This window comes from Bremerella cremea, from assembly GCF_003335505.1.
GTDB classification, from domain to species: Bacteria; Planctomycetota; Planctomycetia; order Pirellulales; family Pirellulaceae; genus Bremerella; species Bremerella cremea_A.
In genome coordinates, this window is record NZ_QPEX01000039.1 from 71,099 (window position 1) to 86,943 (window position 15,845).

Annotated in this window: 13 protein-coding genes; 8 read left to right on the forward strand and 5 right to left on the reverse strand. The window is 53.3% G+C overall.

Annotation, left to right across the window (positions count from 1 at the left end):
• Positions 1–78 precede the first annotated feature (78 nt).
• From DTL42_RS19150 to DTL42_RS26610, 3 genes are read left to right on the forward strand one after another with little or no spacing between them, the layout of a single operon-like run.
• Positions 79–540: a DUF1348 family protein gene (locus DTL42_RS19150; protein ID WP_114371002.1), complete on the forward strand. Its 462-nt coding sequence runs from the start codon at positions 79–81 to the stop codon at positions 538–540.
• Positions 541–571: 31 nt separating this feature from the next.
• Positions 572–1,156, forward strand: coding sequence for a pyridoxamine 5'-phosphate oxidase family protein (locus DTL42_RS19155; RefSeq protein ID WP_114371004.1), 585 nt, complete (start codon positions 572–574; stop codon positions 1,154–1,156).
• A gap of 58 nt (positions 1,157–1,214) precedes the next feature.
• Positions 1,215–1,736, forward strand: coding sequence for a hypothetical protein (locus tag DTL42_RS26610; protein WP_199590181.1), 522 nt, complete (start codon positions 1,215–1,217; stop codon positions 1,734–1,736).
• Here the strand turns inward: DTL42_RS26610 and DTL42_RS19165 are convergent.
• The gene (locus DTL42_RS19165) at positions 1,629–2,153 is read right to left on the reverse strand and encodes an ISAs1 family transposase (protein WP_114371006.1); all 525 of its coding nucleotides are present in this window, start codon (positions 2,151–2,153) and stop codon (positions 1,629–1,631) included. The genes DTL42_RS26610 and DTL42_RS19165 overlap by 108 nt on opposite strands.
• 726 nt (positions 2,154–2,879) lie before the next feature.
• On the opposite strand from DTL42_RS19165, the gene DTL42_RS26410 reads away from it, so the two are divergent.
• Both DTL42_RS26410 and DTL42_RS19175 read left to right on the forward strand, forming a co-directional pair.
• Positions 2,880–3,104, forward strand: coding sequence for a hypothetical protein (locus DTL42_RS26410; RefSeq protein WP_158545467.1), 225 nt, complete (start codon positions 2,880–2,882; stop codon positions 3,102–3,104).
• 303 nt (positions 3,105–3,407) lie between these two features.
• On the forward strand, positions 3,408–4,109 hold the full coding sequence (locus DTL42_RS19175; RefSeq protein WP_158545468.1) for an N-acetylmuramoyl-L-alanine amidase: 702 nt from the start codon (positions 3,408–3,410) through the stop codon (positions 4,107–4,109).
• A gap of 15 nt (positions 4,110–4,124) precedes the next feature.
• Here DTL42_RS19175 and DTL42_RS19180 read toward each other — a convergent pair whose 3' ends face one another.
• The 4 genes from DTL42_RS19180 to DTL42_RS19195 all read right to left on the reverse strand — a co-directional run bounded on the left by DTL42_RS19180 (position 4,125) and on the right by DTL42_RS19195 (position 12,242).
• Positions 4,125–5,801 carry an HDOD domain-containing protein gene (locus DTL42_RS19180; protein WP_114371010.1) on the reverse strand — a complete coding sequence of 559 codons (1,677 nt, stop codon included), beginning with the start codon at positions 5,799–5,801 and terminating at the stop codon, positions 4,125–4,127.
• 243 nt (positions 5,802–6,044) lie between these two features.
• On the reverse strand, positions 6,045–8,954 hold the full coding sequence (locus tag DTL42_RS19185) for a PAS domain S-box protein (protein ID WP_147274351.1): 2,910 nt from the start codon (positions 8,952–8,954) through the stop codon (positions 6,045–6,047).
• 429 nt (positions 8,955–9,383) lie between these two features.
• Positions 9,384–10,985, reverse strand: coding sequence for a hypothetical protein (locus DTL42_RS19190; protein WP_147274352.1), 1,602 nt, complete (start codon positions 10,983–10,985; stop codon positions 9,384–9,386).
• 375 nt (positions 10,986–11,360) lie between these two features.
• A complete protein-coding gene (locus DTL42_RS19195) occupies positions 11,361–12,242 on the reverse strand; it encodes a hypothetical protein (protein WP_114371016.1) in 882 nt (293 codons plus the stop codon).
• Positions 12,243–12,980: 738 nt separating this feature from the next.
• Between DTL42_RS19195 and DTL42_RS19205 the strand changes: the two genes are divergently transcribed.
• The 3 genes from DTL42_RS19205 to DTL42_RS19220 all read left to right on the forward strand — a co-directional run bounded on the left by DTL42_RS19205 (position 12,981) and on the right by DTL42_RS19220 (position 15,366).
• Positions 12,981–13,736, forward strand: coding sequence for an SMI1/KNR4 family protein (locus DTL42_RS19205; RefSeq protein ID WP_114371021.1), 756 nt, complete (start codon positions 12,981–12,983; stop codon positions 13,734–13,736).
• Between the two features lie 277 nt (positions 13,737–14,013).
• Complete coding sequence (locus DTL42_RS19215) at positions 14,014–14,604, forward strand: RHS repeat-associated core domain-containing protein (RefSeq protein ID WP_114371025.1); 591 nt, start codon at positions 14,014–14,016, stop codon at positions 14,602–14,604.
• A gap of 147 nt (positions 14,605–14,751) precedes the next feature.
• Positions 14,752–15,366, forward strand: a complete 615-nt coding sequence (locus DTL42_RS19220; RefSeq protein WP_114371027.1) for a pre-toxin TG domain-containing protein — start codon at positions 14,752–14,754, stop codon at positions 15,364–15,366.
• The last annotated feature ends 479 nt before the right edge of the window (positions 15,367–15,845 follow it).

Consider the following 15,845-nt stretch of genomic DNA (forward strand, 5'->3'; position numbering starts at 1 on the left):
ACCGCCGGGCAGACGCACGGTGCCACCCTGCCCGGCTTTCATTTTCTTTTGCACAAAGACTTCTCAAGGAACGATCAGATGCTTGACCTGCGTCCCCCATTCACTTTGGAAACGGCCACCGCCAAAGTTCGCGCGGCGGAAGATGCCTGGAACAGCCGCGATCCGCACCGTGTCTCGCTCGCCTACAGCGAAGATTCAGTCTGGCGAAATCGCAGCCAGTTTGTGACCGGCCGCGCGGCAATTCGTGACTTTTTAAGCACCAAGTGGCAAAACGAACACGACTATCGCCTGACGAAATCGCTGTGGAACTTCACGTCCAACCGCATCGCTGTCCGTTTTCAGTACGAATACCATAACGCCGCCGGACAGTGGTTTCGGGCTTATGGAAACGAGCTATGGGAATTCGACGAGCAAGGTCTCATGCGGCGACGCGAAGCCAGCATCAACGATGTCTCTATCCAAGCGAGTGAACGTCGTTTCCATTGGCCAGCCCCCGGCCCTCGGCCAGATACTGACCAAGGGATTCCTGCCGTGCAATGAGTTGTCATACGCAACAAACAAAGGAGACGTCATGACCAAAGTTACGAGCGACATTGCCTTCACGGCAGCGGTGAAAGCAATTCAAACCGAGCAAGGTTCGCGAGCTGCGTATGCCAAAATGGAACAGCGCGGAGGTTGGCGGACGCAAGTCACGCCTGAATTGGCAGCGTTCTTGGCGGAACTAGATATGTTTTACTTCGGTACGGCCAATGCGGCTGGGCAACCGTACATTCAGTACCGAGGCGGCAGTCCTGGCTTTCTGAAAGTGCTGGATGAAAAGACGCTCGCGTTTGCCGACTTCAGCGGCAACCGTCAGTACATTACCATCGGCAACCTTTCCGAAAACGCGCAAGCGTTCATCTTTCTGATGGATTACGTCCATAGCCGCCGCATCAAGCTGTGGGGCCAGGCACGTGTGATCGAAGGGGATAACGACTTAGAACAACGGCTGCAAGATCCAGATTATCCTGCGCGCGTCGAACGTGTCATCCTGTTTCAAATCGAAGCATGGGACATCAACTGCCCGCAGCACATCCACAAACGTTTCCCGCAGAAAGTGATTGCTCCGGTGATCGAAGAATTGGAAGCGAAAATTAAAACGTTAGAAGTTCGTTGAAACACCCTCGTCTTCCCGTTATTCTCCAGCAATATCTTCCCATTGCAAAGGATGGATCATGGCTTTACGAAAACGGGCCGGCGAAACTCAGGCGGCTTGGGTTGCTTCGACCGATTTGCTGAAGTCGCCGGGGCATGTCTTCTATAAAAAGTTGAATCAGCTGCTGGCCGGAGCCTTGTTGTTGGGGGCAATTACAAGCGTGCAAGCTGGCGAGAACGAGCAGCCTGCGGCAGCGGGTAACCCCGAGCAAGTAAGCTGCGTACGGATCGATCCGTTGGACCAGAATCGTGTACTGGGAGACGTCGGGGCGTCATCGATTGGTTTTTCAGGGGATGGTGAAGCGGTAATTGTTCGAGCTGCGCAACTGCCGCATCTTGCTCCGCTAGGCACTCTTTATCAACTGAAGACATCCGACTGGATTTCGCATCGCGTCAAGACGCCGCTACCCCGTGGGGGCAGGGCAATCGCATGTTCAATCCCCATTAAAACCGGCATAAATCTTGTCCAGCACCGTCTCGTCCCAGCCGGCGCGGAGGCGTTTTCCGCGGATGTTATCTTTGACGGTAGTGTCCTGCTTTAAAATATTGAGGGCCAGGCGGCGGAACGCGGCGGTGATTTCTGGGGCCTGACCGCGGCGGATGCGGCTGGCGTCTTCGGCAAAAATTACATCAAGCACCCAGTGCTGGCTATTTTCGATTCGCCAATGATCTCGAATCAGCCCGGCCAGGTGCTTCACCCGGGGCGGATGACTGCTGATAAAGAAAGACGTTTCGCACTGCTGCTTGTCGCCTGACTGACGCTCGCGAGTCGTATGTTTGCGAAGCCCCGGGACCTGGTAGTTTCGCTCGCCGAAGTCGGCGAACATCTCGAGCAACTTTCGATGTAGCGTCTCTTGGTTCCCGTTAGCGGTCAGCAGGTTATGGTTCTTGCCCCGATCAGTTCGCGGATCGATAACCTTTACAAACTGTTTGTAAATCAGAGCAGCAGGCCCAGACATCGTTCCCCTCCATGCCAGCAAAAACAGCCGTCACCCATCGACGGCTTGACGAATCGGAGAACAGTGCAATCCTTGAACCAAAACGACGACAACGTGCGATTGCCCTGGGTTGTGTGGTGGAAAGCCGGTCAATGCAGACAACGGCGCCCTTGGTGGCAGCGATCATATATTTTTTGAAGACGACCTGGATAAAATGAATCGGTAGCATAGGAAATGTGCAATTTAATTATATTATTTGTGTTCGTTGTAACATCAGCAGTATTTGGAGCTTGTTTCTATGGAGGAGAAATGGGGCTAACGCATTACGATCCTCGGGGATATTCGATTGCAGCAGCGTGTTTTGGCGGAGCGGCACTTCTAGCATTCGGCATTGTAAAGGTCGTATTGTTTTATGTCCGTGGCTTCTGGTCACAGACACGGCAGGGTGGCGATTAAACCATGCCACTGAGCCTTCCGCCTACCCTCTGCCGATGAACTTCAACCACAAATCACAAACCAAGAAAAGCCCTGGCAAAACGCCAGGGATTTTTGCTTAGCAGCCCGTTGAAAAACCCTCATCTCCTCGTTATTCTCCAGCAAGATCTTCCCATTGCAAAGGATGGATGATGGCTTTAGGAAAACGGGCCTGCGAAACTCAGGCGGCTTGGGTTGCTTCGACCGATTTGCCGAAGGCGCCGGGGCATGTGTTCTATAAAAAGTTGAATCAGCTGTTGACGGAGGCTTGGTTTGACGCGCAGCTGGAAGAGATTTGCCTTGCTTATTACGCCGATCAAGCCGAGTCGCAAACGCTGCACCATCCAATCCACCGCCCGCAACCTGGGCCTGATCCTGCGCACGCTCTTCGGAATCGGCACGGCACGCAGCCTGCAGGGCCTTGCAAGCCTTCTTTTGGCTCTCCAGCTTGCCCTGATCCTTGTTGAGAGACGCTTGAGAATCCTCGTTCAGCTTTGAACGATTACTAGCGATGCTGCAGGCAGTGAATCGCCCTCGTGGGGAATCGTCGCTTTTTCTACGGGCTGCTAATCCGGCCTTTAATTTTTTGTAATATCAAACGGAATATCCTGAATCCGTGCCCAAACGCATAGCGTAAATTCTCTTGCGCAAAACAGAGAATCGCGGCCGCCGATTGTTCAGAAATGGGCAATAAAATGGTAAGAAACGGACATCCTTTGTTTCGATATCACCAACACGTTGTATAAACACAGATATCGAATTCCCTCCGTCTGTTTCCCTCCGCTAATGGCCGCGCAACCGATGACTCGCAAGCTTTTTCCATGTTTTTGTCTGACGCTTTTGCTGGCGTTTCCTTGTCTGCATGCTTCCGCCGAAGAGGTAACTTCCAGCCAGAAGAATGCGCAGCCAGATTGGGTCACCTTCAACCCCAGCCCGCATCACAGCAGCAGGAAAGGGGAAGACGTGTCCGCGATCATCATGCACTTCACCGCCGGTGGCTCGCAGGCCGCGACGGTGGGATGGTTTCGTAATCCCAAAGCCAAGGTCTCGGCGCATTACGTTGTCGGTCGGGATGGAACCGTCACCCAGATGGTGCCGCTCGATCAAGCTGCCTGGCACGCTGGCAAAAGCAAGATCGGCGACAAGACCGGCGTCAACTCGTACAGCGTCGGTATCGAGATTTGCAACTGGGGTCCGCTCCGCCAAGTCGATGGCCAGTTCGTCAACTACACCGGCCGCAAGTACGATGGACCTACGCCAGTTCAGTCAGAGGATGGCCATTATTGGGAGCCCTACACCGACGCCCAGTATGCGACTTTGCTAAAGCTGTGCGAGTACTTAATCGACGAGTACGATATCACCCACATCACCGGCCATAGCGATATCGCGATTCCTCAAGGACGCAAAAACGATCCTGGCGAAGCGTTTCAGTGGGAGAAATTTCAAGTGGGTTTGAAAGATCGTAATGTCAAACATATCGGCCCCTTGACCGACGCCGAGTAGCCGCAAACGCGCGACCTAGCTTTTCTGTGGCTGCTGCTTTTTGGCGGCGGTTGTTTGCTTTTGGGTAGCGGCCAAGCAGGTAAAGTTATCGACGGCGGCTTCTAGACTGGCATAGCTGGCCGGCAGAGCAAGCGTTTTGCCATACGAAGACCAAGCCTCGGTTAAGTCTTCGTCGCAGATGACCAGCGTATGATCGCGGTTGGTTTCCAATGCTGTGGGAACTTCGCGGGCACTAAGGCCATTGATGATCACCGGCACAGCGCGATCCCCATCCCAGCGAACGAGGTCCAAGCCGAAGCCGGTAAGTAGTTCGGCCAGGAAATCGAAGCCGTCCATCGCACACCCGCGGTAGTGGACCTGCATTCGCTGTGTAACCTCAGGAGACTTGGCCGGGGACGCCGTTCGCTGCAACTCTTGACGGACGTTATCGATCAGGCCGCAAACGTCGCCGAGTCGCAAACGTTTGGCCACCGTTGGGTTGGGGATCTCCACGATATCGTGCGGTTCCCAACGTCCACAAGCAATCCAGCCAATCAAAATCGATAGCTTTAACAGCTCGATATCCTTGCGCACGCGTTCAGGGTGCTCGATGGCGTCGTCATAGCTTCGTTCGATTTGGCTCAGCGAGAACGTTAATTGCTCAGGCACCTTCCAATAACGCAGCAGCCGCGACATCAATTCCGATTGGGTTCCGCCAAAAACGCGACGAGTGGCTTCGGAGATATGGGGCACGCCTCCTTCGTTCACCACGGCCAGCATGGCGGCATACTCGGTGGGAAACGCCGTGCTTAGCGCGACATGCCCCAAGCAGTGCATGACCGCACCCACCAGCACACCAGGTGAAACCTCGAAGGTTTGCAGGCTGCAAAGATACTCGGCCACCAGGCGCGCGGCCATGCTGCGGCGACGGGCCAGGCCGATATCGATGAACGCTGAGGAAAGGTTCTTCAACACATTGCTGGCAGAAGCGGCCAGGGCCAACTCGCCGATGCGGCGGCGACCGATCCGATTGATCAACTCGCCCATGTCGGTAATCGGTTCATTCGTGGAATTGAACGCGCTGCTATTGCCAATTCGCAAGATCTCGCAGGTCAACGAAGGGTCGGTGGCGACGCAAGCGGCGATTTCTTCGCACTCGATTTCCTGCTCGTGCGCCATGCGATAAACTTCAATCGCGCGGGGCGAAAGAGGAAGTGCCTGAACGACCTCGGCCAAACCCTCTCCCAGCTTGACTCGTCCAGGTAACTGCCGGGCAGGTCCCTGCTCTGTCTTGGTCGCCATGGGCTCAGGCTTAGTGGCTGGCTTCAGCTCTTTTAGTCGCCGAAGATCGACCATGGCCCGCACCTTGGCCCCGTAGGCAATGAAGTTGGTCGACTTCAAAGTCACATCGTCGACCCCACGAATGATCAAGTCGCGCATGATCTGAGGCTCGGGTATGCCAGTCAGCACAGAAATAAGGGGGCGTGGTTCAATCGAAAGCAGTTCGATCGCCAACGCATGACCGTGCATGTTGGGCATCTTCAAGTCGGTAATCACGACATCAAACTCGGAGGTGCCCATCTTCCATAACGCTTCGCGGCCATCTTCCGCATACTCGCAGACGAACCCTTCTTTCTCAAGAAAAAAACGCAGATTGAGCCGGGTCAGACTGTCGTCATCGACAAGCAAAGCTCGCAGTTGTTTCTGTTTCATGGTCAACGGCTGTCCGGGTAAGTTGATTTCAAAATCCTGAATGGCCAGTCACCGTGCAGAAAAGTGCCCAGTGCAGACGCGTAAATCAAACTACGGATAATCGGTACTATTGATGTCTGCGCACGTAATCCAACATCGCAGCAGACCGATTTGCCACGAATCCGGGGCTTCCGTTGGTTGCCCCTAATTGGATTGGTGGCGCAGACCTCAATAATAGGAGGTCGTCGGTTACTGTTTGGTGCATTAGGTTGTCCCAGTGACTGAATTTCGCCAACGATTCGAGATGCGGATACACTGCTCGAACTCGCTTTTCAGGGGCTTAATCGCATCTTTGGCGGTTGAAAGTTCGGCAATCGCCCCCAACTCTTCCATGTGGCACGATAACTTGTGAAGATGCTTGGCCCCCACAATCGAAGCCATCCCGGCGATTTGATGCGCTCGATCGGCCACCCCCTTCGCGTCCTCGACTTGAAGATGGTGTTCGAGTTGCTGAATGTGCGTCTGACCGTCGCGGGTGAACGTTTCTAGCAGCGAACTCATGAAGTTCACATCATCCAGGCATTGGTCTAACAGCGAGTCGATATCGATCGCCGGCGCGGCTTGTTCTTCCATAGCGTTTGGGGCGGTCTCCACAGCGGACGGGGCTTGGCTGTCGATATGCCGACTAAGAACTTCCCAGAACTGAACCCGCGTGTACGGTTTGGAAAGGTAGTCGTCCATGCCTGCATCAAGGCAGCGCTGCCGATCACCCCGGAACGCATTGGCCGTCAGCCCGATAATGGGGAGTCGCACAGATTGCTGGCTTGCTTGTTCCCACTGGCGAATCTTCTGCGTGGCTTCAAAGCCGTCCATTTCAGGCATCTGGCAATCCATCAACACCAGATCGAACCGCTCGGAGGTGGCTCGTTCCAGAGCTTCGATTCCATTAAACGCAATCGTGCAATGCCAACCTCCGCGAGTCAGGATTTCACGAATGAAAAGTTGATTGGTTGCGTTGTCCTCGGCCACCAACACGTGGCAGGTCTTGGTTTGTTGCGGCGCAGGTAGATCGGTTGTTGGTGGGGTCGGCTTCTCCTTGTTCAAACGTGGCGTCCGCGTCTGCTCGCTAGGGGAAGGAGATTCGATGACCGGTAGCACCAACGTAAAGTAGAATCGCGAGCCAACCTCTGGCTGACTTTCCACTTGAATGTTCCCGCCCATCGCTTGCACCAATTGCTGGCAGATACTCAGACCCAGGCCGGTGCCGCCAAAGCGACGACTGGTCGAGCTGTCGGCTTGCATGAAGGGTTGAAACAGCTTGTCGAGGCAATCGGCAGAAATCCCGATCCCCGTGTCTTCCACGCTGAAGGATAGTTCGATTTGCCTTTCCATCTGACGTTTCGCTTCCACCGTCAAAGTCACCTCGCCAGCGGGAGTAAACTTGATGGCATTGCCGATCAGGTTAAGCAGAACCTGGCACAGCCGATGACTATCCCCTTCCACGATCAACTTCTGCGTCGAGTCCCACCGGCACGTGAGGGTGATCGCTTGGTTGGCCGCGCGGGCATGCATCGTTTGCACCACGTCTTCTAACATGGCCGAAAGATCAAAAGCGTGATAACTCAGTTCGAGCCGCCCTTTCTCGATTTTCGAAACATCGAGCACATTGTTGATCAACGCCAGCAGCGCGTTCCCACTGGAACAACAACAGTTGACGAACTTCTGTTGATCTTCGTCGAGCTCGGTATCGGCCAAAAGCTCGGTCATGGCGATCACACCACTTAGCGGCGTGCGTAGTTCGTGGGTGATGGTTGCCAGGAAATCGCTTTTGGCCTGGTTCGCTTTTTCGGCCAGTTCTTTCGCTTCCTTCATTGCTTGGCGCGCGGCCCTTTGGTTGGTGATATCTAACACAAAGCAAAGGTAAAGCCCTTCTTCCGCGTCCAGATTCGTCACACCAATCATCGCCGGAACACGAGAGCCATCGGGACGCTCGAACTCGGCTTCCCAAGCTCGATGCTGCTGGGTCATCGAGGTCGTCTTCCAGGCGTCGGCATGGATGCTGCCGCGCGACTCAGGCGTGACAAGGTCGTGCCAGCATATCGCTTGATTTTCCAATTCTTGCCGCGAGAAGCCAAGGATTCGCAACATCTCGTTATTGGCTTGCCCCACTTTGCCATCCAGGGAAGACGTCATGATCCCCACAATGTTCGCTTGCAATAAGCTGTCGAAACGCTTCTTACTGCTTTGCAGAGCACGTTCGAGTTGCTTTTGCGCCGAGATGTCTCGCCCAATCGATGCCGCGCCAAAGATTTGGTCTTGCGCGTCGTAGAGCGGAAAGAGCGAAAGCGAAATATCTCGGAGCGTTCCATCTTTACAAACGCGAATCGTTTCGAAGTTCTCGATCGAGGTACCCTGGGCGATCTGTCCAAGCAGTTCGTGCACCTCCGAACGCCGATCTTCCGGCACAATCAAAGTCACCGTCTGGCCAATTGCTTCTTCGGCCGTGTAACCGTATAACCGTTCCGCGCCGCGATTCCAGCTAGAAATTACCCCTTCGCTTTCCTTGCTGAAGATCGCATCGCTACTGCAATCGATGATAGAAGCCAGGATCTTACGGCGACCAATTTCGTCGGCCAGTTGTTGGTTCAAAGCCACCACATCGGGCAAGGCCAGCGCTTTGGGCAGGATCGGCAGCAGGGCGATTAGCGTGGCCAGAGAAACCAACGCCGTGAGTAATTTAATAAGCCCTGTGAAGCGATACGCTGGCCACCAGAACATCACCGCTTCCATCAGGTGCCCGCTGCCGCACAGCAGGATAAATGCCGCGAACAAGCACAGCAAGAATGGAAAGGGAACGGTTGGCCGCTTCGCCAAAAACACTAATAACGCCAGCGGTATCGCAAAGTAAACCGCCGCGATGGCCCCATCTGAGAGAATATGCAGCCAGCCTAAATCAGCCGACCAGTTCCCACAATTCCACCGAGCCGGGAAGTCGCTGGTATCGAACAAATGACTGAAATAGTGAACCGGACCTTCCATGGCCGCATTGGTCGGTTGCGTGGCGGCACCAGGCAGAGGACAGCTCTGGCAGTCCTGCGTTTCTGCTAAGGTGGTTGCCGTGAGCGTGCCAAGCACGAAACATGCGAAGAACGTGCTCAGAGTAAAAGCCTTCAACCTTACCACCTTCAATTAGGAACTCGCTGCCAATCGTGCAGAGCGACCACCGGAAGCTCCGCAGTTCGTAAGCAGAACACCCCTGACCAAGTCTAGGTTATGTGCGCAGACATCAACCATAGGTCAGGTTGCTGATCGCTTAGCCAGCCACGCGCAGAGAATAGCCGCGATGCCCCCGCCCTTCCATCGTCTGGCAATGGAAAAGCAGGGCATGCTCAATTGAAAGATACATCACACGCTGCTTACTCAAGGTGTGGATACCCGAGTATCGTGGGTGTGCTTGTAAGGATAGAAACTCTGAAAGGGGTCATACCGTACAAGGTGTTCCCCCTTCGAGAGCCATGGTTCGCTTCGCAGGCGGTTGCTTGGCTGCTTCGGATGCAAGTTACTCAGATCGGAGCCGCGCGGGGGCGTTCCGGCAGCAGAATGTTAAAACATCCCTCCGAAACCACCACCGCCCCCTCCCATTGCCCCCATGCCACCGCTATGCAGCGAGTCGCCATGTTCGACGCGGTTCAGGACTTCGGCGATTTCTTCGTGACAACCACGGGTTTGGGTGATGATCAGCACGGCTTGCGGAATCAGGACACGAGTTGACGAACTCTCTTTGCCGCTGCCGCTTTGCGAGGAGATGATCTCGTCTTCGGAAGCCGTAGAAAAGATCACGCCAGGGGCGTCAGGATGCTTGGGCGATTTCCAGCTTTCCGGGCGAACCAACTCTGGCAGCAAAGCATTTAGCCCTTGGGCGACATTGGCTTGCGTGCGGTAATAAACGGTGATCACTTCGTTGGGGTCTTCATCTTGCGAGACACGCGGCTTCGAGCCCTTCAAGGCCGTGCGATAAGCTTCCAGCAAGTTCAAAACATCGGTCAGCATGGCCTCGCGATGCCGAATAACCAGCGTGCCTGACTTGGCCATGGCCAAACTGCCGGGGCCCCCTAACGCTTCCCATTCGTTGCCGTCTTGCGACGAGATGGCATCGACCAACGCTTCCGATTCACTGGCATCGCTACATAGATCGCGTACATCAAACACAGCCGTCACCAGGTAAGCTTTCGCCTTTTCTGGCGTCGTGATCGACAACGCCCCGTCCCGCAAAATCCAAGTCAGTTGCAAATCTTGCAGCAGCGCGTTCAGCACCACATCGACCGGCGTATCGGTAAGCTCCAACGAAACCGGTGTTCGCTCGCGAATCCCAAGCTGACGCAGAATGGCCTGATTCAAGCGAATATCGATCTCCGCTTCTTTGGCAATCAGGCTAACCGCATCGGTCAAGGCGATTTCGCGAAAAGAAACCGTGATTGGCTTTTTCAAACGTTCACGAATTTGTTGATTCTCGGGCGGATCGTAAGTGAACGTGCGACGACCAGGGCCTCGCAGCGCTTGCAGTAGCCCCTGTAATTTGCGCTGAATCTCTTCATCTTGGCGAACGAACAGAACGTCGCCAATCACATTCATTACGCCATCCCCTCCCACATCTATCCATGAGTCCGGAGCAACCGTGGTGTTGATCGTCTCGACCAACGAATCGATCTCGTAGCCAGCGTCGAGCAAGTCACCCACGTTATAGGGAACCATGACCAGCCGCTCGTCAAACTTTTCCTGGGATGTGATATAGACAATATTGTTGGCGTAATACCAATACAGATCGAGCCGTCGCAGCCGATCGAGAAACAGGTAAACCGGCGTATCTTTCAAGTTCTCTCCGACGGGGTCGGTCGGCAGAACACCCTTCTGCGCGACGGCAGCCTTATCGATCAAGACCTCGACCTGGCACTCTTTTTCAAGCCACTGCGAAACCTCGCTGAGCGTCGCCCCTTGCAAATCGGCGGTCTTCTTCACCGCCAAAGGCCCCGGCACGAGCGTCGCCGGATCAATCGCCCGAGGCTCGTCCGGGATCACCGGCAACGGTTCCTTCTTCGGCTTGCCCGCCCCCTCTTGGGCCAACCCCAACGAGGCAAAACAGCCGACTTCAAGCAACAAAACAGCAGCCACAGTCCAAACAAATCGCAGTCGCAGGAAGTTCGTCATCAGAAGGTACCGTAAGCAACAAAGGGGACAAAACGGGGTATATGCTTAACTTAATCGAAACGAAACGATGAAGGCAACGATTTACGCAATTAAGTTTAGTTGCCATCCAAATAATGGATGTCTACACTGGGTGCCCCGGGCATCTTGCCCGGGCCTGGCTGCGGTTTCGATTCCTAGAAGCGCACGCCTCGTAGAAGAAGTTGGCAACGGATTCTCGAGAAGCAGAGAACAATCGAACTCCTGGCTTCTTGATTCCTGGCAAACCATATCCCTGCTACCCAAGACACGGGCCAGAGGCACCGTGGCACACCGAGAGGTTTCCTTGGCAGCCAGTGCCACCCGCCGATTGCGCCATGTTGGGTGATCTGCGATGCTTTAGCAATGGCAATCAGGCGGGGAAATCATGGTCCGTTCTGCGATATTTCTATTCGGACAGTATTTTTCAATGATCGCTATGACATCCTCTGGTAAATCTCCTAAGGCAGCGTTGCTTTTTAGAACAATAATGCAAATTAACAGTAGGACATTACCGGTCTTCTCAATGGGAAACATCCATGTCTCATTTTCCCCAGCGACCTCCAGCTCCGAACCTTGGCCACGCAAGCAAACAAAACGAATTCCATCCCATCGTAAAGTCATATTTCCGCGGTGAAGCCCCGACGACGAAGCCATGGTTAATCCGAAGCTCACGTTTTGGCCGCTGTTAATCTCGGCAAGGGCCCACGCTACTCGCGTTTTCAAGAATATCCGATTGGCCAGCAGTCCAAGCTTATAACGCCTTGAAATTTCAGGCCCAACGCATATCGTGCGGCCATTTGAAAAAAAGAGAGACGTGGTGTCATAAAGTGCTCCAAGCCCAAACCAGTTGGATGCGGTTGGATGCATTGAGTAGACTTGAATCGCTTCGAGCTCACTCCAATGGAAGGCGCTGCTTCCAATTAGTCGTCTCACTGAAATCCCCGAGGCGTCGATTGCTACACTCTGAGTAAGTGTCCGAAACGACGCAAGTGCTAGAAGAAATCCAATACCCAAGAGACAAAGCGATATCAAGACACCGACCACGCTCAACAGGTAAAGCGTCAATGTCAATCCACTTAATTCCCAGCTCTTGCTGTCAAACAAAATGAAAGGCAAGCTAACGCCAGCCGTACCAACGGTGCAGAAGAAGGTTGCCATTGCTAGTTGAATGACCAGCCTTATTGCAATGTTTGATGTGTTGCTTGACTTGCAGTAATTTTGCATCTTAGCCTCAAACATGTGAACTTCCCTGCCGTCGATAAGAAGAAGTTACTTGAATGGAAAATACTTGGCCCATCCAGCTTTTTCATGGGGACAAATTCAGTCCGCCGCAGTGGAAGAAGATGGCCGTCTTGAAGTTTTCTCGGTTGCGGGTGCCCCGGGTATCTTGCCCGGGGCTGGCTACGGTTTCGATTCCTAGAAGCTTACGCCTGGTAGAAGAAGTTGTCCACGGAATCCCGAGAAGCAGAAGACAATCGAACTCCTGGCTGCTTGTTGCTGGCAAACCATATCCCCGCAACCCAAGACACAGGCCAGAGGCACCGTGGCACACCGAGAGGTTTCCTTGGCAGCCAGTGCCACCCGCTGTAGAAATCTTACCCGCCACTGTGCGAAAGTCGTGGGCTATCGCATTCTTAAGCCAGGGAGAAGATGAGATAAATGAAGGAATACGTGCGATGGATCAGCAGCACGCCGATTGGTTCATGGAGGAATTGCGGAAACAGGAAGAGTACAGAAATTCGCCTCAATGCAAGAATGACGAATACGAGAGAAACAGAAAATGCTGCGTTCCATGGAGGGGAGGCTTGCTAGAAGTGAGATTAATCGTAACGGCAATGAGCCCGAGTATGAAGCCGTGTTCATGAAAGGCCTTGCAAACCTTCGGAGAGATCTAAATCAGTAGCGTTAATGGCCAGAAGTCATGGGCTATCGCAATTCCGTAATTCGACAAGTCGTAAAATCTAGCTGAGTGAAGAGATGAAACACATTAAATTGGAAGCTGGGGGGGAGCCGGTTGACGAGCAAGCTCTCATCGACCTCGAAAAATATGTGGGAGCGGCCATTTGTACTCAATACAAGAACTTTCTTCGCATGCAAAACGGTGGTTCCTGCAGACCTGAAGTTCGCTCGAAATTGCCTGCCCTTGCCTATCCTTTGGCATTGTTTCTAAGGCTAAGACGAGATGGTAGCAGCCTGAAGCACACATTTGATTATGTAAACGAGTTTCGAGAATCTCCGCAGATCTTGCCAATTGCGATGACGATAGGGCAAGAATTTATATGCATCGAACTAGGCGTAGAGACACCCAAGCTAATTCTGTTCTCGCCAGATAAATCCGAAAGTATATGTGCAGATAGTTGGTTATCCTTTGTGAACAGCTTGGTACAGCAGTCGGAAGAAGCTCGCCCCTTCCTAGAAGTGATTGCTAAACAGCCGTGGGATTACGTTCGAGAATACATCGAGTCTGGGGGAGAGCTTGTTCCGTCTGAGGGCCTGTCGCTATTAAGCCAATCGATCCGTGTAAATAATCTAGAGCTGTTTAGAAAGCTTATGGATGTGAAGTCGGCATGGGGTGATTTGGATAGAGCTATGGAAGTAGCGGTCATAAACAAGCGTCTGGAGTTTGTAAAACTATTGGTTGACATGGGTGGCAACCGTGCATTGGCCGCTTCACGTGCTGTTGGGCCTGAACGAGAAGCCATTCGTGCCTATTTGAAGAGTGTATTGCCTTGATTTCAGGAGGGAAAGAAAAGGCCGTCAGATCTGAATGGCACGAGCTTAAGCTCTAACTCATTATCCCCTCACGGGTTATGATCGACTTTCGGGCTGCCTGCAGGAGTTTGTACGGTTTCGGGCGGCGCTTGATCTGGCGGAATTCTTTACGATTGGGGCGATCGCCGACGATCAGTTGGGCGATCGTTCGCAGTACGGACGGGGGCTCTCTGCCCCATGTCTTTGATGCACCAGTTGCGTCGTCTACCAGTACGACCATCGCAATCGCCTGGTCAGCGTGACGGATTACAATGCTTCGGACGTCAAACAGCAGCAGGTGGCTTACACGTACGACCTGTTCAACCGGCTGATCGGGCGTAAGCTCGACAGCGACGGGGATGGAACCGTCGACCAGTCTGGAACGTTTATCTACGACGGCGACCAGATCATGCTTCAGATCGACGACAACGGCGAAGTCGATCATCGTCTGTTGTGGCGGGCGAATGTCGATCAGCTTCTGGCCGACGAAAACGCCTCAGGCGATGTCTATTGGGCCCTGACCGATCACCTGAACACGGTCCACGACTGGGCCGAGTACGACGACCTGACCGACACGACCAGTGTCGTCAATCACATCGCCTACGATGCCTTCGGCAACGTGCTAAGCGAAACGAACGCCACGCTTGACACGACAGGCTTCGGCTTCACCGCCCGCTACTTCGACGAAGCTACCGGCCTGCAATACAACACCAACCGCTGGTACAACGCCCAGCTAGGCAGATGGATGAGCCCGGATCCGATTGGGTTCGAGGCGGGGGATGAGAATCTTTATCGGTATGTGGGGAATGAGGTTACTGTGTTTACGGACCCGAGTGGTCTGGAAGAATGAAAACCTGGATTTGGTGCGTGGGGAATAGGATTAGCAGAATGGTGGTACGTAGAGAAGGATCCAATAAGGAATCAAAAGTTTAACCGCAATCCACCACCACCGAAGTCGCCGCCGAAACGTGGTAGTCTAGCGTCAATTCGAGAAGATTTGGCAAGCCAAGACGCCGGGTGGAAGGCGCTTGATGAATTGAGCAGGGAAAATTATCGTGAAGGCGTCCAAACAGCCAAAGCGTTTCAGCGCGAATGTATGGACAACATGCCAGGGGGCAACGCCTTTACTAGTGCTACTGAAGCAGCCTCAGGAAAAGAGGCTATAACAGGTAGAGCTCTATCAGGGACAGAGCGTGGTTTTCGTGCACTTGAGGCTGGTGCTGGTGGGCTTGGTGGATTCGCAGCAGCCACTAGTGACTTGGCTCGATCCGGAACTAAAACGCGAAAGGCGCTTGACAATGCTGCTGAGAATGTCTCATCGCGATTTCGACTAGCCCCAATCACAGGAAAAGCGAAGCAGTCATGGCCGAGGATTTCAGCGGTAACTGACGATTGGGCGACAAAGGGAGCACATATTCACGTGAAAGGAATAGAATTGGCTGTTAGGCCGGGAAAGGACGCTTCTGTAGTGTTCAAGCCAGTATTCAGTTCAACCAACCAGTCGGCATTTCGCGATGCTTCAAAAGTGGCGACTGATGCACTTAGTGACATTGGTTTTAGGCAGCGTTTGCACAATGCTGCAGTGCGAGCGTTAGAACAGCTTGGAGGATAAAAGCAAAAGGCAGCCGAAAATGGAACAGCAGCGGAATTAGCATTCCTGATTGACTCACTTCGAAAAATGGGGTGTGAATAATATGCCCACGCTTAGGAGACTTCTAGCCAATGGAGACATTTCGCCCCTCAATATGTCCATGTCGTCAATTGAAGCTCATTCAGTAATTGGGCCTTACGAAGGCATATATGAATGCGATGAGATAATAATCGAGAAACATGGTCCATTTCAATTGGAGTTCAGTAACGGTAAACTATCTTCCATGAAATGGATTTTAGCTAATGATGGTCACTCGGATTTTCAAGTCACTGAATGTATGCTTGATGTCGCCACAGGGCAATCGCACGTTGTCGTCGTTTTGGTTCAAGGATTGCACTGTTCTCTGATTCGTCAAGCCGTCGATGGGTGACGGCTGTTTTTGCTGGCATGGAGGGGAACGATGTCTGGGCCTGCTGCTCTGATTTACAAACAGTTTGTAA